This is a genomic window from Bradyrhizobium sp. Ken64 (assembly GCF_055807555.1).
In genome coordinates, this window is record NZ_JBVVPA010000024.1 from 60148 (window position 1) to 77932 (window position 17785).

General features: G+C 64.2%; 22 protein-coding genes. 9 read left to right on the forward strand and 13 right to left on the reverse strand.

Annotation, left to right across the window (positions count from 1 at the left end):
* Positions 1-8: 8 nt before the first annotated feature.
* Positions 9-851, reverse strand: coding sequence for a hypothetical protein (locus AC0L2F_RS29960; protein ID WP_473250849.1), 843 nt, complete (start codon positions 849-851; stop codon positions 9-11).
* 210 nt (positions 852-1061) lie between these two features.
* Here AC0L2F_RS29960 and AC0L2F_RS29965 point away from each other — a divergent pair, with 210 nt between their 5' ends.
* The 3 genes from AC0L2F_RS29965 to AC0L2F_RS29975 are packed head-to-tail and all read left to right on the forward strand — an operon-like array spanning position 1062 to position 4194.
* Positions 1062-1940 carry an IclR family transcriptional regulator gene (locus tag AC0L2F_RS29965; RefSeq protein WP_007611456.1) on the forward strand — a complete coding sequence of 293 codons (879 nt, stop codon included), beginning with the start codon at positions 1062-1064 and terminating at the stop codon, positions 1938-1940.
* A gap of 36 nt (positions 1941-1976) precedes the next feature.
* On the forward strand, positions 1977-2951 hold the full coding sequence (locus AC0L2F_RS29970) for a Bug family tripartite tricarboxylate transporter substrate binding protein (RefSeq protein WP_473250850.1): 975 nt from the start codon (positions 1977-1979) through the stop codon (positions 2949-2951).
* 22 nt (positions 2952-2973) lie between these two features.
* Positions 2974-4194, forward strand: a complete 1221-nt coding sequence (locus tag AC0L2F_RS29975) for an ABC transporter substrate-binding protein (protein ID WP_473250851.1) — start codon at positions 2974-2976, stop codon at positions 4192-4194.
* Between the two features lie 113 nt (positions 4195-4307).
* Here AC0L2F_RS29975 and AC0L2F_RS29980 read toward each other — a convergent pair whose 3' ends face one another.
* On the reverse strand, positions 4308-4799 hold the full coding sequence (locus AC0L2F_RS29980) for an SRPBCC family protein (protein ID WP_473250852.1): 492 nt from the start codon (positions 4797-4799) through the stop codon (positions 4308-4310).
* Positions 4800-4801: 2 nt separating this feature from the next.
* Positions 4802-5203 carry an ArsR/SmtB family transcription factor gene (locus tag AC0L2F_RS29985; RefSeq protein WP_063995981.1) on the reverse strand — a complete coding sequence of 134 codons (402 nt, stop codon included), beginning with the start codon at positions 5201-5203 and terminating at the stop codon, positions 4802-4804.
* A 263-nt stretch (positions 5204-5466) separates the two neighbouring features.
* Between AC0L2F_RS29985 and AC0L2F_RS29990 the strand changes: the two genes are divergently transcribed.
* Positions 5467-6630, forward strand: coding sequence for a serine hydrolase (locus AC0L2F_RS29990; protein ID WP_473250853.1), 1164 nt, complete (start codon positions 5467-5469; stop codon positions 6628-6630).
* Positions 6631-6701: 71 nt separating this feature from the next.
* Here the strand turns inward: AC0L2F_RS29990 and AC0L2F_RS29995 are convergent, their stop codons facing one another.
* Together AC0L2F_RS29995 and AC0L2F_RS30000 are read right to left on the reverse strand one after the other, a co-directional pair.
* Positions 6702-7523 carry an outer membrane protein gene (locus AC0L2F_RS29995; protein WP_473250854.1) on the reverse strand — a complete coding sequence of 274 codons (822 nt, stop codon included), beginning with the start codon at positions 7521-7523 and terminating at the stop codon, positions 6702-6704.
* Positions 7524-7787: 264 nt separating this feature from the next.
* Positions 7788-8492, reverse strand: coding sequence for an SDR family oxidoreductase (locus AC0L2F_RS30000; RefSeq protein WP_035974187.1), 705 nt, complete (start codon positions 8490-8492; stop codon positions 7788-7790).
* A gap of 122 nt (positions 8493-8614) precedes the next feature.
* On the opposite strand from AC0L2F_RS30000, the gene AC0L2F_RS30005 reads away from it, so the two are divergent.
* Positions 8615-9457: a GNAT family N-acetyltransferase gene (locus AC0L2F_RS30005; RefSeq protein ID WP_473250855.1), complete on the forward strand. Its 843-nt coding sequence runs from the start codon at positions 8615-8617 to the stop codon at positions 9455-9457.
* Between the two features lies 1 nt (position 9458).
* On the opposite strand, the gene AC0L2F_RS30010 is transcribed toward AC0L2F_RS30005, so the two are convergent.
* The 7 genes from AC0L2F_RS30010 to AC0L2F_RS30040 all read right to left on the reverse strand — a co-directional run bounded on the left by AC0L2F_RS30010 (position 9459) and on the right by AC0L2F_RS30040 (position 13147).
* Positions 9459-9899, reverse strand: a complete 441-nt coding sequence (locus AC0L2F_RS30010; RefSeq protein WP_473250856.1) for a hypothetical protein — start codon at positions 9897-9899, stop codon at positions 9459-9461.
* Between the two features lie 295 nt (positions 9900-10194).
* The gene (locus AC0L2F_RS30015) at positions 10195-10485 is read right to left on the reverse strand and encodes a hypothetical protein (RefSeq protein WP_007611480.1); all 291 of its coding nucleotides are present in this window, start codon (positions 10483-10485) and stop codon (positions 10195-10197) included.
* A gap of 20 nt (positions 10486-10505) precedes the next feature.
* A complete protein-coding gene (locus AC0L2F_RS30020) occupies positions 10506-10955 on the reverse strand; it encodes a curlin (RefSeq protein ID WP_473250857.1) in 450 nt (149 codons plus the stop codon).
* 45 nt (positions 10956-11000) lie between these two features.
* A complete protein-coding gene (locus AC0L2F_RS30025; protein WP_473250858.1) occupies positions 11001-11378 on the reverse strand; it encodes a curlin in 378 nt (125 codons plus the stop codon).
* A 30-nt stretch (positions 11379-11408) separates the two neighbouring features.
* Complete coding sequence (locus AC0L2F_RS30030; RefSeq protein ID WP_007611483.1) at positions 11409-11801, reverse strand: hypothetical protein; 393 nt, start codon at positions 11799-11801, stop codon at positions 11409-11411.
* 119 nt (positions 11802-11920) lie between these two features.
* A complete protein-coding gene (locus AC0L2F_RS30035) occupies positions 11921-12322 on the reverse strand; it encodes a hypothetical protein (protein WP_063995972.1) in 402 nt (133 codons plus the stop codon).
* A gap of 165 nt (positions 12323-12487) precedes the next feature.
* On the reverse strand, positions 12488-13147 hold the full coding sequence (locus AC0L2F_RS30040; protein WP_473250859.1) for a response regulator transcription factor: 660 nt from the start codon (positions 13145-13147) through the stop codon (positions 12488-12490).
* A 596-nt stretch (positions 13148-13743) separates the two neighbouring features.
* Here AC0L2F_RS30040 and AC0L2F_RS30045 point away from each other — a divergent pair.
* The 4 genes from AC0L2F_RS30045 to AC0L2F_RS30060 are packed head-to-tail and all read left to right on the forward strand — an operon-like array spanning position 13744 to position 17479.
* Positions 13744-15171, forward strand: coding sequence for an efflux RND transporter periplasmic adaptor subunit (locus tag AC0L2F_RS30045; protein WP_063995971.1), 1428 nt, complete (start codon positions 13744-13746; stop codon positions 15169-15171).
* On the forward strand, positions 15168-15893 hold the full coding sequence (locus tag AC0L2F_RS30050) for an ABC transporter ATP-binding protein (protein ID WP_007611495.1): 726 nt from the start codon (positions 15168-15170) through the stop codon (positions 15891-15893). The genes AC0L2F_RS30045 and AC0L2F_RS30050 overlap by 4 nt, the downstream gene beginning before the upstream one ends.
* On the forward strand, positions 15890-17113 hold the full coding sequence (locus AC0L2F_RS30055; protein WP_063995969.1) for an ABC transporter permease: 1224 nt from the start codon (positions 15890-15892) through the stop codon (positions 17111-17113). Before AC0L2F_RS30050 ends, AC0L2F_RS30055 begins: the two co-directional genes overlap by 4 nt.
* Before the next feature lie 48 nt (positions 17114-17161).
* A complete protein-coding gene (locus AC0L2F_RS30060; protein ID WP_035974188.1) occupies positions 17162-17479 on the forward strand; it encodes a response regulator transcription factor in 318 nt (105 codons plus the stop codon).
* A 115-nt stretch (positions 17480-17594) separates the two neighbouring features.
* Here AC0L2F_RS30060 and AC0L2F_RS30065 read toward each other — a convergent pair.
* A partial coding sequence (locus AC0L2F_RS30065) for a hypothetical protein (RefSeq protein WP_473250860.1) occupies positions 17595-17785 on the reverse strand: 191 nt, incomplete at its 5' end.

The window sequence follows — 17785 nt, forward strand, 5'->3', positions numbered from 1 at the left end:
TCCGACCATCAGGCCAGATAGCGCGTGAGATAGCCGTCCATCGCGTAGAGCGCACAGAGCGCGAGGCTCGACCACACCGCGGCGGTGAAATACAGGAACATCCAGGTCAGCTCGCCCTTCCAGTGCGCGATGTCGTGGGTCACGACCCAGCGCGTCGAGACGTCATGCAGGCCTTCGAGGAAGCCGAGCAATCGGTTGCCCTCTTCATGCCCTGCCCGCCAGCGGCTGAGATACATCGGCACGTCGACGGTGACGAGGAAGGCCAGGAAGCAGGCGATGCCGATGATGCCGGCAATCAACGCCCAACGCACCGGTCCCTGGAATTCCGGCATCAGCCGGCACAGCGCGATGCCCGCGAGGAAGAATGTCACCGCCCACAGCGAGTTCTCGATCGCGTTGAAGAGGAAGTTGGTCGTCACCACCGCATACCAGGAGAAGCACTCCGCGATGATGATGATGGGCACGATCACCCACGCGATGTTCACGACCGTCTCGGCGCCCGTCATGGTCCCGAGCTGATGCAGGATGACTGCCCATTGCGCGGCGAAGCACAGTTCGGCCACGGTCGCGACCGTGCGGCCGACGAAGACGCTGGAGAGCCAGGTGTCGAACAGACAGATGCGCTGCACGTCGGCGCGCGGCAGGAACGAGCGGAAGGCGCAGCCGAAGACATAGCCGGCGCAGAGCACGAACATCAGCCCGATGTCGGAGCCGCCACCGATGCTGCCGGCAGGCGTCGGGTAGAACTCGCGGTACAGCATGAACCAGACGAGAATGTTGGCAGCACTGACCAGCGTCAGGGACCCCCACCACCACGCGAGGGGATTTGTCCGCGCCTGCCACTGCAACATGAATCGCTCCGCTGTAATCGATCTGACATTCAATCGTAATAATCCTGTCACAACAAGCCACGGAATCGCGACGAAAATCTGTGTGCGGCGGGGGCTCTTCGCGCACATTTGTCCTCGCCGGCAAAGGCGCCACATGTCCGGATAGTGGACATAATACGGCCTTTTCTGAATCTATTGGACAACAAGCCCGGTCCGGTTCATTAAGCCTGCATGGCCAGAACCGCGTCCAAACCGATCCGCGCCTCCTCGTCCGCCGCCGCCGTGCTGGCGGACAGCGTCGACGACGCGGCGTTCGCGACGACGCTCGCAAAGGGCCTCGTGGTGCTCGAAGCGTTCAAGGCGGGGGCAACGCAGCTCGGCAACATGGAGCTGTCGACGCTGACGGGGATTCCGCGCCCGACGGTGGCGCGGCTGACGCATACGCTCGCCGAACTCGGCTACCTCCGCTACGATTCCGAACGCGCCAAATATCGCGTCGGCGCGCGCGCACTTCGCATGGCGCATCCGCTGCTCGCGGACATGCAGTTCCGCCAGGTCGCGCGTCCCATGATGCAGGAGCTGGCACAAAGCGTGCGCGGCACGGTCTCGATTGGCCTGCTCGATGCGACCTCCATGATCTATGTCGAGACCGCGCGCTCCGGCGACGTCGGCCCGCACGTCCCCGACATCGGCATGCCCATTTCCGTGGTGATGACGGCGATGGGCCGTGCCGCGGCGGCGACCTTGCCGCAAGCCGATGCCGCACAGCTCGAAGAGCGCATTGCAAGCGAGGACACCGAGCTGTGGTCGGCGTTCCGCGAGACCTACCGCGCCGGCCTCGCACAATGCGCCAGCCGCGGCTTCTGCACCTGCTTCGGCGAGTACATCGCCTCGATCCACGCCGTCGCCGCGCCGCTGTTTCTTGCGCGTGAGGCGAAGCAGGCCTTTTCGATCAATTGCGGCATTCCCGCATTCCGGCTCCAGCCCGGCCAGCTGGAGGGCGAGATCGGCCCGCGCATTGCCGCCCTTGCTGACAGCATCCGCACCATGATTGGGGCGGCGCCGGCGACCGAAACACAAAAGCAAAACAAGAAGAGCGCTAGACGATGAACAAGACAATCGGCGCTCCGCCACCGGGAGGCCACCATGACCGTCACACGGCGAACATTATTGGGCACCCTCGCCCTTTCGATATCGGGACTTCCATTCGCCGCACGCGCTGAGGACGCCTGGCCGTCGCGCATGGTGCGGCTGATCTCCCCTTACGGGCCCGGCGGCTCCAACGACATCTCGCTGCGGCTGCTGGCCGAAGAGTTCGGCCGCAACCTGCACCAGCAGTTCATCGTCGAGAACAAGCCGGGTGCCGGCACCCGCATCGCCAACGACACGGTCGCGCATGCGCCGGGCGACGGCTATACCCTGCTCTATGTCGCGGCGCCCTACGCCACCGCCGAAGCGCTGTTCGGCAAGCTGACCTATGAGCGCAAGGATCTGCAGCCGGTCGCGATGGCTGTGATCGCGCCGCTGTTCCTGATCATCAGCGCAGACGCGCCGTTCAAGACGCTCCCCGAATTGATCGCCTACGGCAAATCGAAGCCGGATGGCCTGACCTTCGCTTCGCCCGGCGCCGGCTCGCAGCCCCATCTTGCCGGCGAACTCCTGTTCAGGGATGCCGGCGTCAAGGGGCTCAACATTCCCTTCCGTGGCGATGCCGCGTCCTACACCGAGCTGCTCGCCGGCCGCGTCGATGCCACGCTGACGGCACTGCCGACCGCACTGCCCTACATCCAGAGCGGCAAGTTCATCGTGCTCGGCGTCGCTTCCGCCGAACGCAGCGCGCTCTATCCGCAAGCGCCGACCCTGCGCGAGCAGGGTTTTCCCAACGTGGCCGCGGCCGGCTGGTACGGCTTCATGGCGCCTTCGACGACGCCGCGCGCCATCGTCGACAAGGTGCAGACCGAGGTCTTGCGCGCGCTGGCCGAGCCGGCGATCAAGGGCAAGCTGACCGCCCAGGGCCTCGAAGTGCGCGCCGGCACCGCGGCCGAGTTCGGCCAGTTCATCGACAACGAGACGCAGAAATGGACCGGGCTGATCCGCGAGGCCGGCCTCAAGGGTGAGTGACAGTCACGAACAGGGAATGGAAATGAAAACAATACTTCTCAAACGCGTCGCGGCAGGCGCGATCGCTCTCGCGCTATCGATCCCGGGAGCACAGGCGCAGAAGAAATACGATCCCGGCGCTTCCGACACCGAGATCAAGGTCGGCCAGACCGTCCCGCTCAGCGGGCCGGCCTCGGCCTATGCCGTGATCGGCAAGACCCAGGCCGCCTACATGAAGATGATCAACGATCAGGGCGGCGTCAACGGCCGCAAGGTCAATCTGATCCAGTATGACGACGCCTATTCGCCTCCGAAGACGGTGGAGCAGACCCGCAAGCTGGTCGAAAGCGACGAGGTGCTGCTGACCTTCCAGATCATCGGCACGGCGCCGAACGTCGCCGTGCAAAAATATCTCAACGCCAAGAAGGTCCCGCAGCTCTTCGCGGCAACCGGTGCCGCGCGTTTCACCGATCCGAAGAACTTCCCCTGGACCATGGGCTTCAACCCCTCCTACCTCGTCGAGGGCCGGATCTACGCGCAATATCTTCTGAAGAACCATCCGAACGCCAGGATCGGCGTGCTCTATCAGAACGACGATCTCGGCAAGGATTACCTCGCCGGCTTCAAGGCAGGCCTCGGTGACAAAGCGAAGATGATCGTCGCCGAGACGTCCTACGAGATCACCGAGCCGACCATCGATTCGCAGATCCTGCGTTTGAAGGATGCAGGTGCCGACGTGCTGTTCAGCGCCACGACGCCGAAACAGGCCGCGCAGGCCATCAAGAAGGTCGCCGAGATCGGCTGGAAGCCGCTGCACATCATCGACATCAACGCCTCCTCGGTCAGCGCGGTGCTGAAACCCGCCGGACTCGACAACGCCAAGGGCGTCGTCAGCGTCGGTTATGTCAAGGATTCAGCCGATCCCGAATGGAAGGACGATCCCGGCATGAAGCGATATCTCGCCTTCATGGCCAAGTACTACCCGGAGGGCGACAAGGATTCGAACCTGAACGTCTACGGCTATATCACCGCGCAGCTGCTGGTGCAGGTGCTGAAGCAATGCGGCGACGATCTCACGCGCGAGAACGTGATGCGCCAGGCCGCCCGCCTGAACAACATCACACTCGACCTGACGCTGCCGGGCATCTCGGTGACGACGACGCCGACCGACTACCGCGTCAACAAGCAGTTCCAGATGGTGCAGTTCGACGGCCAGCGCTGGCAGAAACTCGGCGACATCGTTACGGACGAGGCCAAGGAATGAAGCGCCCCTCGTCCTGAGGGGCGCGCGCCTAAAGGCACCACCGGTGGTGCTCGTGCTTCGAGGCGGCCGCTCCGCGGCCTCCCCGGCATGAAGGAGGAAGGTGGCTGCTCGCCCTACCTGTTCATCCCGTCCACATAAGCCGCGAGCTTGTCGAGCGTCTGGTAGCCGTATTCGACGGCACCGAAGCTGATCATGCCGTCGCGCTGCGCCGTGCTCGACGCCAGCTGCCGCATCATCAGAACCGTCTTGCCGTTGCTCTGTTCGGCGAAGGTGATGGTGAAACGGAACATTCCGGGATCCTCGTCCTGGTCGGTACCGTGATCCATCTCCATCAGCGACGGCCGCTCGATGCGGCGAAAGCGCATGCGGTTCGGGTAGACCGTGCCGTCCGGGCCGATCATGTTGAAGCGCCAGACGCCGCCAACCCGCACGTCGATCTCGAAGGTCTCGAGCTTGAAACCCTTCGGCCCGAACCATTGCGGCAGGTGCTTCGGGTCGGACCATGCTTCGAACACCAGATCGCGCGGCGCGTCGATCACACGCGACATCACGATCTCGCGGTCGAGCGACCATTGCGACAAGGCGGGATTGGCAGAATTCGTCATCGTCAGGAACCTTTCCGTTTGGTTGTCTTGATCGTCTTGCTACTTGTCTTGGTTGGCCGCTTGGCAGCCGTCCGCTCCTTCTTCAGCTTCATCACATAGGTTTCGAAGCGATCGAGCCGCGCCTCCCAGATCGCACGTTGATGCTGGAACCAGTCCTCCGCGCTGAGGAGCGCGTCAGGACTGAGGCGGCAGGTGCGCACCCGGCCGGATTTCTCCGACAGGACGAGCCCGCTCGTCTCCAGCACGTGGATGTGTTTCATGAAGCTCGGCAGCGCCATCTCGAAGGGATCGGCAAGCTCGCCGACCGACGCCTCGCCGGCGCAGAGCCGCATCACGATCGCCCGCCGGGTGGGATCGGCAAGGGCCGCGAAAACCTGATCGAGCCGGGATAATTGGTTAGCCATGGAGCTAACTATAGGGCTGCCGCCATGCCGCGTCAACGATTGTTAGCCAATTAGCTAAGTTAAATTTGCCGACTGGTAGCCTGGATGAAGCGAAGCGTAATCCAGGGCCGCTCGCTCGCCTGCTGCACTTTCCCGGATTGCGCTTCGCTTCATCCGGGCTACGGACCACTCGCGCGGAACCCACCACGCGCGATCGTGAATAGGGAGGCGCGGTCCTTCCCGCTACAAGAGACTGGGGGCGCATCGAATCCTGCGCCAGAGCCGTGCCGTCTGTTGTCACCTCATCGTACCTCACCCGACGGGCGCTCGCCCGGGCGGCGCTCGTTCCCCTCGCGCTTGCCTGGCCGCGCGGCGCCGCCGCGGATTCCGACATGATCGCGCAGATGCGCGACATCGTCGCGAACGAACTGGCGCCGACCGCGACGCCGGACCAGCCGGGCGGTCTCGCCGCCGCGCTTTATGCCGGCGGCCATGTCGAGTTCTTCAATTACGGCTTTGCCGACGACGCCACGCAAAGGCCGGTCACGCCGGACACGCTGTTCAACCTCGGCTCCCTGCGCAAGCCGTTCGAGGCGACGCTGGTTGCGCTCGGCACCCTCCGCGGCGAGCTGCAGCTCGACGATCGTCTGGCGAAATATCTCCCCGAGCTCACCGGCGACTATGTCCGCCGCATCAGCGTGGGCGAACTCGTCACGCACACCTCAGGCATGCTGCTGCCGACCGATCATCCGCCGTGGCCGAGCGACACTTTTTCTCGCGCGCAACTCATCGACATGTTCAACAGCTGGAGACCGCAAGCCGGCGAAGTGCCGGGCAAGCAGCGCGTCTACAGCCATGCCGGCTATGTGCTGCTTCAACTGGTGCTCGAGCGCTGCTACGGCGCTCCGATCGCACGCCTGTTCGAACAGCGCATCCTCAAGCCGATCGGCATGAATGCGACCTCCTTGCCCGAACGCGGCGAGGACAGCCGTGCCGTCATGGACGAGGCCCGGATGCAGCGCGCGGTCCAGGGCTATTCGGATCAGGGCATGGCGATCGGCCCCATCGGCAACCAGCAGAGTTATTTTGATTTCCCCGGCACCGGCCAGATGTTTTCCTCGCCGCGGGATCTCGCAACATTCGTTGTGGCCTGCGTCGACGGGCGGTCGATCGATCCGCAGTTGCGCGAGACCCTCCGGATGACTCAGCACGAGGCCTTCCGGGTCGACGAGAAATTCGGCCAAGGCATGGCCTGGGAGACCGTGCATCTTCCCGAGGTCACCGTCGTCGACAAGCCCGGCGGCCTCAACAACGCCTCCGGCTATATCGGCCTGGTGCCGGCGCTGCGGATCGGCATCGTGTTGCTGGCCAATCGCGGCGAATACCCGCACGAGATCGCCCGCTATAAGATCCTGCCCGCGCTGGCGAAGCTCATGGGCCCGCACTGAACACATCCCTGAAAACAGAAAGCCCCGGCTGAGCCGGGGCTTTCCACGCCAGATCAGGAACCGGATGAAGCTCAGTATCTGGCGACGACCGGTCCGCCAAACTTGTAGTTCACGCCGACGCGCACGATGTTCGATTTGAGATCGACCGAGTGGGTGAAGACGTTGGTCGGAAATGCGCCGCCAAGCAGATTGGTGCTGGTCACGGTGCTGCGGCCGAGATCGACATAGAGATATTCCGCCTTGAGCGACCAGCCGCCGCCGAAGGCATATTCAGTGCCCACACCTGCGGTCCAGCCGACGCGCGTATCGCGGAACGCGGCCGACTCCGTCGCCGCGGCGAACGTGTCGGTGAAGTTGAAATTGCCCTTCACCTCGGCGATCGCCGCGCCGCCGGTGGCGTAGAGCAACCAGGTCGGAGCCGCGAGGAAGCCGATGCGGCCGCGGATGGTGGCGAGCCAGTCGGCCGAGACCGACGACGACACCGTGAAGCCGGTCGGCGCGCAGCAGGGATAGAGCGCCGACCCGGACGCACTGCCCTTGAAGCCGAAATAGTTGATGTCGCCTTCCAGGCCGAGCACGGCGTTATTGAGTTGCCAGTTGTAGCCGGCGGTAAAACCGCCCGTGACGCTGGAGCTGTTGATCCGCTGGGCGCCGACGGCCGCAATCGCGGAAACACTGGAACTTGCGAAATAGGCAGCGGGATCGAACGCGGTCGAGGTGGCCGGATCGGCGCTGCCCCACTGCCCGCCGACATTGCCGCCGACGTAAAAGCCGGTCCAGTTGTAGGCCGTCGCCATCATCGGCGCCTTGGTGTAGTGCGCCGCGAGGTCGGCCGCCTGCACGGATGCGGAGCCCAAAACGACCGCGGCAACTGCCAGCAAAAACTTCTTCATTCCAGTCTCCTTGCCTCACGCGATTGATCTCGCGTTTCGAATGCGCGCGGGCGGAAATTTGTCCGGCGCAGATCGGGCATAGGCTACCGGTCCCTCGCCGTCTTGGGCTGCGGCGAAGTTCATAGGGACTAAGACGTAGTGCGCGCCGTGCGGCACGCGAACGCGTGACTGGTGTGACCGAGAGGCCACGCATCCGCGGCGCACGACGCACGTCCGTGTCGCATCGCGACAAGTGCGCGAAACGCAATTCGAGCCCCCCGCGTTTCAGACCGAACGCGTCAGTCCGCCGTCGACACGGATGTTCTGTCCCGTGATGTAGGCCGCACCATCGGATGCCAGGAACGAGATCGTCGCGGCGATCTCCTCCACCTTGCCGTAGCGCCGCATCGGCACGCTGTCGCGGCGTGCATCTAGCTGCGGTAGGCTGTCGATCCAGCCCGGCAGCACATTGTTCATGCGGATGTTGTCGGCGGCATGGGTGTCGGTGAAGATCTTGGTGAAGGCGGCGAGGCCAGCGCGGAACACCGCAGACGTCGGAAACATCGCGCTCGGCTCGAATGCCCAGGCGGTCGAGATGTTGATGATGGCGCCGCCCTTCTGCGTCTGCATGATCGGCATCACCAGCCGGGTCGGACGGATTACGTTGAGCAGATAGGTATCGAGGCCGGTGTGCCACTGCTCGTCGGTGATCTCGGTGATCGCCGCCCGGGGCCCATGGCCCGCGCTGTTGACGAGCACGTCGATGCGTCCCCATTTGGCCATCGCCCCGTCGACAAGCCGCTTCAGATCGTCGTTCGATTTGTTGGAACCGGTGATCCCCAATCCGCCGAGCTCGGCTGCCAGTGCCTCGCCCTTGCCGGAGGAGGACAGAATGGCGACGCGGAAGCCGTCGGCTGCGAGCCGACGCGCAGCTCCTGCCCCCATGCCGCTGCCGCCGGCGGTCACGAGTGCGACCTTCTCCGCTGCCATCTCTGCTGCCATGACCGATCATCCTCTGAGATATCGTTGAGGCGAGCCGCAGGCCCGGCCTATCATGAGGCCTTCTACCGCCTGACCGGCCGGAAGGTCCACCGTCGAAAGCGACTGGAAAGATGAGCGATTTGCAGATCCGCAATTTACGCCCCGAGGAGATCGCCACCGCCGTCGAGTGGGCCGCGGCGGAGGGCTGGAATCCGGGCCTCTCCGACGCCGCCTGTTTCGCCGTCCCCGACGCGAAGGGCTTCTTCGTCGGCGAGATCGACGGCGAGCCGGTCGCGACCGTCTCCTGCGTCAACTACGACGATCGCTTCGCCTTTCTCGGCTTCTATATCGTGCGATCGGATTTTCGCGACAGAGGCCACGGCCTTCGCATCTGGAACGCGGCGATCGCGCATGCAGGCGCTCGCGTGATCGGCCTCGACGGCGTCGCGGCGCAGCAGGGCAATTACAAAAAGTCCGGCTTCCAGCTCGCTTACGCGAACGTCCGCTATGGCGGCATCGTCGCCGCGCCATCGAGGCCGCCCGGCGATGTGGTTGCGCTCGACACGATTCCGTTCGCGTTGGTTGAAGCCGACGATGCAACGGTGTTCCCGGCTCCGCGCAGCGCCTTCCTGCGTACCTGGATCGGCACATCGGGACATCTCGGTCGCGCGCTGCTGCGCGACGGCAAGCTCGCTGCATGGGGTGTGATCCGGCCGTGCCGGACCGGCCGCAAGATCGGCCCGCTCGTCGCCGACGATCGCGCGGCGGCGGACGCAATCGTGCAGGCCTTGCTGGCGGGCGCAAGCGGCGGCGAAATCTTCCTCGACGTCCCCGCCGTCAATCGCGAGGCGATTGCACTTGCGGAAATGCTCGGGCTGAAGCCGGTGTTCGAGACGGCGCGGATGTACACGGGGCCGATCGCGCCGCTGCGGATCGACCGCGTCTTCGGCGTGACCAGTTTTGAGCTGGGCTAGCTCAGTAGCAGCGCATGATGTTGACGGTGTGCTCGCCGCCGCCGCGGCCGGGCACAGTCACCTGTTCCGTCGGACAGCTCGGCACGTAGGGCCGGTCTGACGGCACCACGTTCGGCGGGAAGCGATGCGTCCAATCCCAGGGAACGTCGTACGTATAGGTGTAGCGCACGTCGCTGGTGACGGGTTGGGCGGTCTCTGCGAAAGGCTGGCCGTAGCCTGCATTGTCGTAGAAGAAGCCGCCGCCGCCCGGCCAGTAGACCCAGGGCGTGTTGCGTCCACGGAACCTGGCACCTGGCGCAATCGGCGGGCGCGCCACCGGACCGAAAGGCGTGGCGGCATGTGCGACGGTGCCGCCGGGCCTGGCAAAACTGTCGCTGGGAGCAAGGAGCAGCGCGGCTGCGCTGAGCGAGGCGAGCAACGCCCCAAATGATCTGGACATCATGATACGCACCAACTCGTTTGGCTTCGCGGATAGCGGCTCCCCACCGCACGCTAGGCCGGGCTGTCGCCCACCCGCAAACGTATAATTAATTATTGGTTAAGGCACGGGATTAACGGGGAACAAGCTGCGGCAAGACGCCCGGGATCCCCGGCTCATGTCGCTCGTGTTCCGGGAAAACGGGCGATGTCGGCCCGGAGGGCAACAACAACGGCACCCTGACCGGCGTCTATCGCAGCTGGTAACGCTTGCTCACGATGCGGCCCATCGTCCATCACGAACGATGGGCCTTCGTGCGTCAGCGGCCCTGCTGCTTGCGCAGCCAGTCCAGCATATCCTGCGGATTCCCGGTGCCCTGCGTCACGATGGCGGTGTTGCCACCGCTGCGGCGATAGACCGTGGTGCGCCCAGGCTCCTTCTCGATCTTGACCTCGGCCTGCGCCGGATCGCCGCTCTGGGTAATCACGGACGTGCCGTTCTCGTCCTGAACTACGGTGGTGTGGCCGTCACCTGACTCGCCGGCTCCGGCCGGCCCGGTTGTCGTTGCCATCATGATGCTCATTCCTGCTGCGAGCGCGATGAACCTCATATTGCACCTCACCTTTTCGATCACCGGCTGAACTGAAATATCGACAGCCAGTTGAAGCGCCCGAATTGTCGCACCGTTCCCGTGTTCATATCTCCGATCTGGAGCAGGAGGGCGTTGGTGGAATTGCCGACCTGAGTGATATCGGCAATGTTGCTCACGCCGGACTGACCGATCGCCAAATTGGTCGTGCCACCCACCTGGATCACGTCGACATAATTTCGCGTGCCGTTCTGGATGATCGTCGCATCGACCGTTCCCGTGCCACCGATCTGGATGACGCGCGCGATATTGATGCGGCTGTTCTCCTCGATCGTAACAGGCTGGACATTGTTGCCGAACTGCACGACCGTTTCGATGCTCACGTTCCGGTTCGTCACGCCACGCTGGACGGATCCGGCGGAGGCCTCGGACGCGACGCTGACAGCGGCGAGCAACGCCGCCAACACCAGGAGAAGTCTACCGCGTTTCATCGCCTTGCCCCCATCACATTTCTGATGGCGGTGAGGTCGCCCAGCTCAATGGCTATTCTGGACAACCGTCGCCGAGTTGAACGCACCGAACTGCGACAGGAAACTGCTGGTCGACTGGCCGACCTGGCCGACAAACGCGACATTGTTCACGCCCGCCTGCCCGACCGATGCCGACGTCGTCCCGCCGAATTGCAGGATTCCGGTCGCATTGTTCGTGCCGTTCTGAGTGACGGTCGCGCTGGTGCTGCCGCCGATCATGAACACGCCGGCCATATTGAGCTGGCTGTTCTGGTTCAGCACGACCGGCGGGCCGCCGAGCGACACGATGGTCTTGATATCGGCGGTCTGCGCACTGGCCGAGCCGGCACCCACGCAACACAAGGTGAAAAGTGCGCCACAGGCGGCGCCTGAAAAATGTCTCATGAAATGCCTCGCTATCGAAAAGGATTGCGATCACGGAGTCTGCTGCAAAATCGTCGAGCCGTTCAGGATTCCGAGCTGTCCGACGCCGGCCGCGTTGTTCGCGCCGATCTGGCCGATCAGGCTCGAATTGAAGCCACCGGCCTGGCCGGCCAGCGCCGTGTTCGACGCCGTCGCGGTCGTACCGCCCTGCCCGATCACCGAGGTGTTGACGGTGAGGAGCGAACCCGTCTGCAGGGTGGTCGCAGTATTGGTGGCGCCGAATTGCATCGTGGTGGCGCTGTTGTTGGTGCCGCCACTCTGCGAGATGAAGGAGTTGTTGGTGGTGCCGAATTGCAGCACGCTGGCCGAGTTGCCGGCCTGGGCATCGACGGCGGTCAGCAGGCTGAACGCGACGATCGTGGCAACGAGATATTTCTGATGCATGACATTTCCTCCGCGAAAGTCGGCGGACAACCTCTCACCGAGTCGTCCTGCCCGAGGCGGTGCTTTCAAGAATGGCGCGGACGCGCCGCAATTGGCGCGTCCGGCCAAACGGGGCTGGCTTAGTGCGCCGTCTGCGAGACGGTGCTGCCGTTGACGCCGAACACGCTGAGCTGTCCGACGGCGGCGGCGTTGTTCTGGAGCGGGGCAGGCCCGAACGAGTTCTGGGTGATCGAGCTGCCGTTGTTGCCGAACGCCACCTGGCCGGTCGTCGCCGAGTTCTGCACGCCGATCTGGTTGACCGTGCTGCCGTTGTTGAGCGAGGCCGCGCTGGTGCCCTGCATCGTGGTCGCGCTGTTGACGAGGCCGAGCTGGCTGGTCGACGAGGTGTCGTTGGTGAGGCCCTGCTGCGAGACGCTGGAACCGTTCACGAGGCCCACTTGCACGGTGGTCGAGGTGTTGGCGGCCTGCGCGGCGGAGGACAGGGCGAGCACGGCAACGGAAGCAAGAAACAATTTGCGCATGGAATATCCTTTCTGGCTAAGGTCTCTGACTGGGTTCGGATGCCGTCTTGGAGGAGGCCGACATCGCAGGACAGACTTTGAACCGATCGTGCTGCGTGCGACAGACTGCAGTTCATGCTAATCGATACGGACTAGACGTTGCGCGCCGCCTTGGTGCCCGCGGCACTAGCTGTAGGGTTGTCCCGTGCCGGTTCGTGTCGTCTCGTCTTCGCGTCCCATGCTGTCGACCAACCGCACCACCTCGATCGGCGAGCGAAGCTCCAGCTTTCGCATCATCCTGGCGCGATGGACCTTGGCCGTCACTTCGCTCACCCCAAGCTTCGCCGCGATCTGCTTGGCAACGAGACCCTCGGCCATCAACAGCATGATCTCGCGCTCCCTTGACGTCAGCGTCTCGACGCGCTGGCGCGCCTCGCGCACGCTATCTTCGCGTTCGAGCCGCCTGCGGTCGCGCTCGATGCCATGCCTGATCGCATCGAGGATCTCCTGTTCGCGAAACGGTTTTGGAAGGAACTCGACTGCGCCACGCTTCATGGCCTCGACCGAGACCCGGACGTCGGAATGGCCGCTGATGAAGACGATCGGGATGAGCACGCCCGTCTCGGCGAGCCGGCGCTGAAGCTCGAGGCCGGTCGGCGCCGTGCCGGGAAAGCGGACGTCGAGCACGAGGCATGAAGGTCCGCCGGAAATACTGCCCGCGACGAACTCGTCCGTCGATGCAAACAATTTTACCTGATGCCCGGTCTCCTCGCAGAGACTTCCTATCGCAGTTCGAATCTGAATTTCGTCATCAATGATATAAACTGTAGCTTGACCTGAACTCATGGCAACGGGCTCCCCGGCTTGGGGCTCGATGAACACGCAACGAGCCATCCATTCTTCTTGCAAGCGAGATCAAGGTGCTTGGATGAATTCGCGGGGATCGGGCGAGTCGCTCCGATCCGCCGCTTCGACGTCTTAGGGCCAACACCCGTTCAAGACGAGTGAAGGTGTTCACATATCGGGTTTCGTGATTGCGGGGATTCGCGCTTGGGGGCTGCGGCATCACAGCGAGGCGCGATATCGACAATGCGACAATCTGGCGTCGGAACTTCGGTATCGCCCGCTGCGTCATGGCGTCGCCACCCACGTGCCGACTTGAACGCCGGGCGCTGGCCGCTTCGGCCAGAACAGACGGGACGTTAAGTCAGCTTGTCGAGTTCGATACCGCGCGCGTCATATCGATACGCTCCGTATGCATCTCCGGCAAGCCATGAAAATCAGCGCCCGCGGATTTTACTTCTGGATCATCAGGCGCACCCGACCGTCGCCCCGGCAGCGGCGACACACTGACGATGGACTGCGCTTTGAGAGATTTACAACCATAGCGCGATCTTTCTCCGTGCCGCCAACGATGCCATTTCAAGAGGCGGGTTTTTGATATGCGATTTGTGCCAGTTATTGCCTTGCTCGGAACTGCATGTGGCCTCGCCGCGGTCTACGCCGTCCGGCCAGCCGTGATCAGCGACGCGGCCGGGGCCGCAGCGCAGAAGGCGGCTCGCGCCTATGAATCGACCCAGCGGCTGCTCGGACCTGTCGGGCGGGAAACACGGACCTTCGGATCGGACGCCCCCGTATTCCGCTATGCCTCGATCCAGCGCGGCAGCATCGAGCAGACCATCACCGTCACCGGCGCCCTGCAGCCGGTCAAGACGATCGAGGTCGGTTCCCAACTGTCCGGGCAGCTCGCCCGGGTCTATGTCGATTTCAACGACACGGTCAGCAAGGATCAGCCGCTCGCCCTGATCGATCCGCGCAGCTTTGCGGCCAAGGTCGACGAAGCCAGGGCGGCCGTGGCGGTGGCGAACTCCTTTGTCGACATCGAGCGGGCCAAGCTCGACCGCGCCAGGATCGATCTGCAAAACGCCAGGGGCAGCAGAGACGTCCTCGTGGCCAAGCTCGACAGCGCGCAGGCGGTCAAGGCGTCGGCGCAGAAGACCTTGCAGCGCAAGCTGGCTCTACAGTCACAAAACGTCGTGGCGGTAACGGCGGTGGATGACGCCCAGACGGAGTTCACCGCGAGGCTTGCCCAAGAGCGCGAGGCCGAAGTCCTCATGTCCCTGAACGCCTACTCAGTCGACGGCGCGCAGGCCGACGTGCGCCGGATCGAGGCGGAATTGCAGCAGGCACGAATGGCCGTGCCGGAGAAGGCGGCCGTTCTCGCTGCGGCCCAGGCCGATCTCGACCGCACCGTGATCCGCTCGCCGATCGATGGCGTCGTCGTCGGCAGGTTCGTCAACGAGGGCCAGACCCTCGCGGTCGGACTGGAATCGCGCACCACCTTCGTGGTCGCGCACCGGCTGGAGGACATGGAAATTCACGCGCAGGTCGACGAAGCCGATATCGGGCGCATCGCGCCCGACCAGCGCGCCCATTTCACGGTGGATGCCTACCCGGACCGCCGCTTCGAGGCGGTGGTGCGGCAGGTGCGCAAGGCGCCGCAGAACCAGCAGCACGTCGTGACCTACACCGTCGTCCTGGCGACCTCCAATCTCGACGGCGCGTTGCTGCCGGGCATGACCGCCCTGGTGAAGATCGTGATCGAGCGGCAGGACGACGTGCTGAAAGTGCCGCTTGCCGCGTTGCGCTTCCAGCCCTCCGGCACGCAGCCGGATGCCGCGGCGCGCAGCGGGGTGTGGGCGCGCACCGCAAGCGGCTCACTCCGGCGTATTCCCGTGACGGTCGGCGCGGCCGGCACCGAGCAGGTCGCGCTCAGGAGCGGAGACCTCGTCGAGGGTAGCCAGGTCGCCGTGGGACAGGCGATTCGGCCCGCCGGCATGGAATTTCTCGGCATCAGGTTTGGGTCATGACAGCCTCCCTGCCCCTCATCAGCCTGCAGTCGGTCTCCAGGACCTATCGCGCCGATGGCGTAGCGGTAACTGCGGTGCGCAATGTCAGCTTCGACATCGAACGAGGCGAGATCGTCGCGGTGATGGGACCGTCCGGCTCGGGAAAGTCGACGCTGATGAACATGATCGGGCTGCTCGACCTGCCGAGCGAGGGCGCGCTCTATCTCGAGGGTGCCGACGTCGCCGATCTCTCGGAAGACCACCGGTCGTCCCTGCGCGCCCGCAGCATCGGCTTCGTGTTCCAGTCCTACAATCTGCTCGCTCGCCACAATGCGATTGAGAACGTCGCGCTGCCGCTGGTCTATTGCGGCATCGGCCGCAAGGAACGTCTGGCCCGCGCCGAGCAGAGCCTGGAGGCCGTCGGCATGGTGCACCGGGCCCACCACTTCCCTCGGCAGCTCTCGGGCGGCGAGCAGCAGCGCGTCGCGATCGCGCGCGCCCTGATCGCCTCCCCGCTGATCGTGCTCGCCGACGAGCCGACCGGCGCGCTCGACAGCCGCACCGGCGCCGAGATACTGGCCCTGTTCGCCGCGCTCAACCGGACCGGCCAGACCATCGTGATGATCACGCATGACCCCGGCATCGCGACCCAGTGCCGGCGCACGATCCGCCTGCATGACGGCGCACTCGTCGCTGACGAAACACCGGCTCCGATCCTGCCGAAACGGAGCGCTGCGCCATGACGATGCTCCAGGGTTTTCAGATCGCCTTGCACGCCTTGCGTCTCAATCCGTTGCGCAGCATCCTCACCATGCTCGGCATCGTAATCGGCGTTGCCTCCATCGTGACCGTGTTTGCGATCGGATCCGGCGCGCAGCTTCGCCTCCAGGAGCAGATCCGCTCGATCGGCGCCAACGTGCTGATGATCAACCCCGGCGCGGTCTACCAGGGCGGCGTGCGCCTCAAGGATGGCAGCAAGCTGACCATGACCGAGAGCGACGTGCAGGCGATCCTCGAACAGATCCCCGAGATCCAGGCAGCGGCCGGCTCGATTGCAGGAACGGCCCAGGTCATTCACGAGAGCAAGAACTGGAACACGACGATCAACGGGACGACGACCGGGCACTTCATGGTGCGCGACTGGCAGCTTGCGACCGGCCGCTATTTTTCCAGCACCGAGGAGGCAGGCGCCGGCAAGGTCGTGATCCTCGGCAGCACGGTGGCGCAGGAGCTGTTCGCGCCCGGCGAGGATCCGATCGGCGCACAGATCAGGATCATGAAGGTGCCGCTCGAAGTGGTCGGCGTTCTCGATCGCAAGGGGCCGGCGCAGGACGACGTCGCCTTCGTGCCGCTCACCACGGCCAAGCTGCGCTTCCTCGGCAGCGCGAGCAACATCAACCGGGATTCGGTCGCCTACATCATCGCCAAGGTGGCTGCGGATGGACAGATGGCGGGGGCGCGAACGGAGATCGAAAACCTGCTGCGGCAGCGCCACCGTATCCTCGCTGGCCAGGAAGACGACTTCAAGGTCCAAGATCCGGCCGCCGCCATGGAAGCGCAGCAGGGAGCGATCCGCACCGTCGCGCTCCTGCTCGTCGCTATCGCCTCGGTCTCGCTGCTCGTTGGCGGCATCAGCATCATGAATGTCATGATCGTGTCGGTCACCGAGCGCACGCGAGAGATCGGAATTCGCCGCGCGCTTGGCGGGCGGATGCGGGACATCCGTCTTCAGTTTCTCTGCGAGGCGCTCGTGCTCTGCCTGCTCGGCGGCGCGATCGGCGTCGGAGCCGGCGTCACGCTCTCGATGACGGTGGCTCGCATGGCAGGATGGATCACCTCGATCGACGGCCAGGCGATCGGCCTTGCCCTCGCCTTCTCGATCGCGACCGGCCTGATCTTCGGTTTTTATCCTGCACACAAGGCATCCAAGCTCAGTCCGATCGAGGCACTCAAGACGGAGTGAGAACATGCTGGGGTGTTCGCATCGACCAAAGGCCACGGAGGAGCAGTCATGAGTCCGGATCCGAAAAATTCGATCACACCAACGCCACGCGAGCGGGACCTGATGATGCTGATCGCGCGCGGAATGCAGAACAAGAACATCGCGTACGAGCTCAAGATCTCGGAGAACACGGTCCGGGCCCATATCGGCAACATCATGCGCAAATACCGTCTCCAGAACCGGACCCAGATCGCGATCATCTTTGCCCTGCACGCGGCACCGCCATCGCTTCGCCGCAACCTGGCCAATGGCGGCCGCACTTCCACGACGGCCGCGCCGGCCAAGGCGGTCGCGCAGACTACGCCGGTGCCGACCGCGCCGGATTGACGGCTCGGGCCACAATCTCTTGCGTCATTTCGGGCGAAACACCCAAGTCCGGGGTCAACGGACCGGCAACAAAATATTTCTCTTTATTAGAATTCGGATTTTTGTTAGGAATCCCTCACTCCGGCCCAAGGAAGAGGGGCGTATCGCGATCGTCACGAACGCGGGCCGGACGGCGGTGGACGTTGGTCACATCGGCGCGAACGACTTCGCAGGGCGGGCAACCGTGAGTGAAGGCGTCGCGCACACGACCGGTGTGATCGGCGTACGGCAAAATCGTGTGGTCCTGGCGCCCGGGGTCTGTGCGCC

Coding starts and splice junctions, on each gene's coding strand:
- AC0L2F_RS29960 (WP_473250849.1), bottom strand. CDS start 851: ATGTTGCAGTGGCAGGCGCGGACAAATCCCCTCGCGTGGTGGTGGGGG.
- AC0L2F_RS29965 (WP_007611456.1), top strand. CDS start 1,062: ATGGCCAGAACCGCGTCCAAACCGATCCGCGCCTCCTCGTCCGCCGCC.
- AC0L2F_RS29970 (WP_473250850.1), top strand. CDS start 1,977: ATGACCGTCACACGGCGAACATTATTGGGCACCCTCGCCCTTTCGATA.
- AC0L2F_RS29975 (WP_473250851.1), top strand. CDS start 2,974: ATGAAAACAATACTTCTCAAACGCGTCGCGGCAGGCGCGATCGCTCTC.
- AC0L2F_RS29980 (WP_473250852.1), bottom strand. CDS start 4,799: ATGACGAATTCTGCCAATCCCGCCTTGTCGCAATGGTCGCTCGACCGC.
- AC0L2F_RS29985 (WP_063995981.1), bottom strand. CDS start 5,203: ATGGCTAACCAATTATCCCGGCTCGATCAGGTTTTCGCGGCCCTTGCC.
- AC0L2F_RS29995 (WP_473250854.1), bottom strand. CDS start 7,523: ATGAAGAAGTTTTTGCTGGCAGTTGCCGCGGTCGTTTTGGGCTCCGCA.
- AC0L2F_RS30000 (WP_035974187.1), bottom strand. CDS start 8,492: ATGGCAGCGGAGAAGGTCGCACTCGTGACCGCCGGCGGCAGCGGCATG.
- AC0L2F_RS30005 (WP_473250855.1), top strand. CDS start 8,615: ATGAGCGATTTGCAGATCCGCAATTTACGCCCCGAGGAGATCGCCACC.
- AC0L2F_RS30010 (WP_473250856.1), bottom strand. CDS start 9,899: ATGATGTCCAGATCATTTGGGGCGTTGCTCGCCTCGCTCAGCGCAGCC.
- AC0L2F_RS30015 (WP_007611480.1), bottom strand. CDS start 10,485: ATGAGGTTCATCGCGCTCGCAGCAGGAATGAGCATCATGATGGCAACG.
- AC0L2F_RS30020 (WP_473250857.1), bottom strand. CDS start 10,955: ATGAAACGCGGTAGACTTCTCCTGGTGTTGGCGGCGTTGCTCGCCGCT.
- AC0L2F_RS30025 (WP_473250858.1), bottom strand. CDS start 11,378: ATGAGACATTTTTCAGGCGCCGCCTGTGGCGCACTTTTCACCTTGTGT.
- AC0L2F_RS30030 (WP_007611483.1), bottom strand. CDS start 11,801: ATGCATCAGAAATATCTCGTTGCCACGATCGTCGCGTTCAGCCTGCTG.
- AC0L2F_RS30035 (WP_063995972.1), bottom strand. CDS start 12,322: ATGCGCAAATTGTTTCTTGCTTCCGTTGCCGTGCTCGCCCTGTCCTCC.
- AC0L2F_RS30040 (WP_473250859.1), bottom strand. CDS start 13,147: ATGAGTTCAGGTCAAGCTACAGTTTATATCATTGATGACGAAATTCAG.
- AC0L2F_RS30045 (WP_063995971.1), top strand. CDS start 13,744: ATGCGATTTGTGCCAGTTATTGCCTTGCTCGGAACTGCATGTGGCCTC.
- AC0L2F_RS30050 (WP_007611495.1), top strand. CDS start 15,168: ATGACAGCCTCCCTGCCCCTCATCAGCCTGCAGTCGGTCTCCAGGACC.
- AC0L2F_RS30055 (WP_063995969.1), top strand. CDS start 15,890: ATGACGATGCTCCAGGGTTTTCAGATCGCCTTGCACGCCTTGCGTCTC.
- AC0L2F_RS30060 (WP_035974188.1), top strand. CDS start 17,162: ATGAGTCCGGATCCGAAAAATTCGATCACACCAACGCCACGCGAGCGG.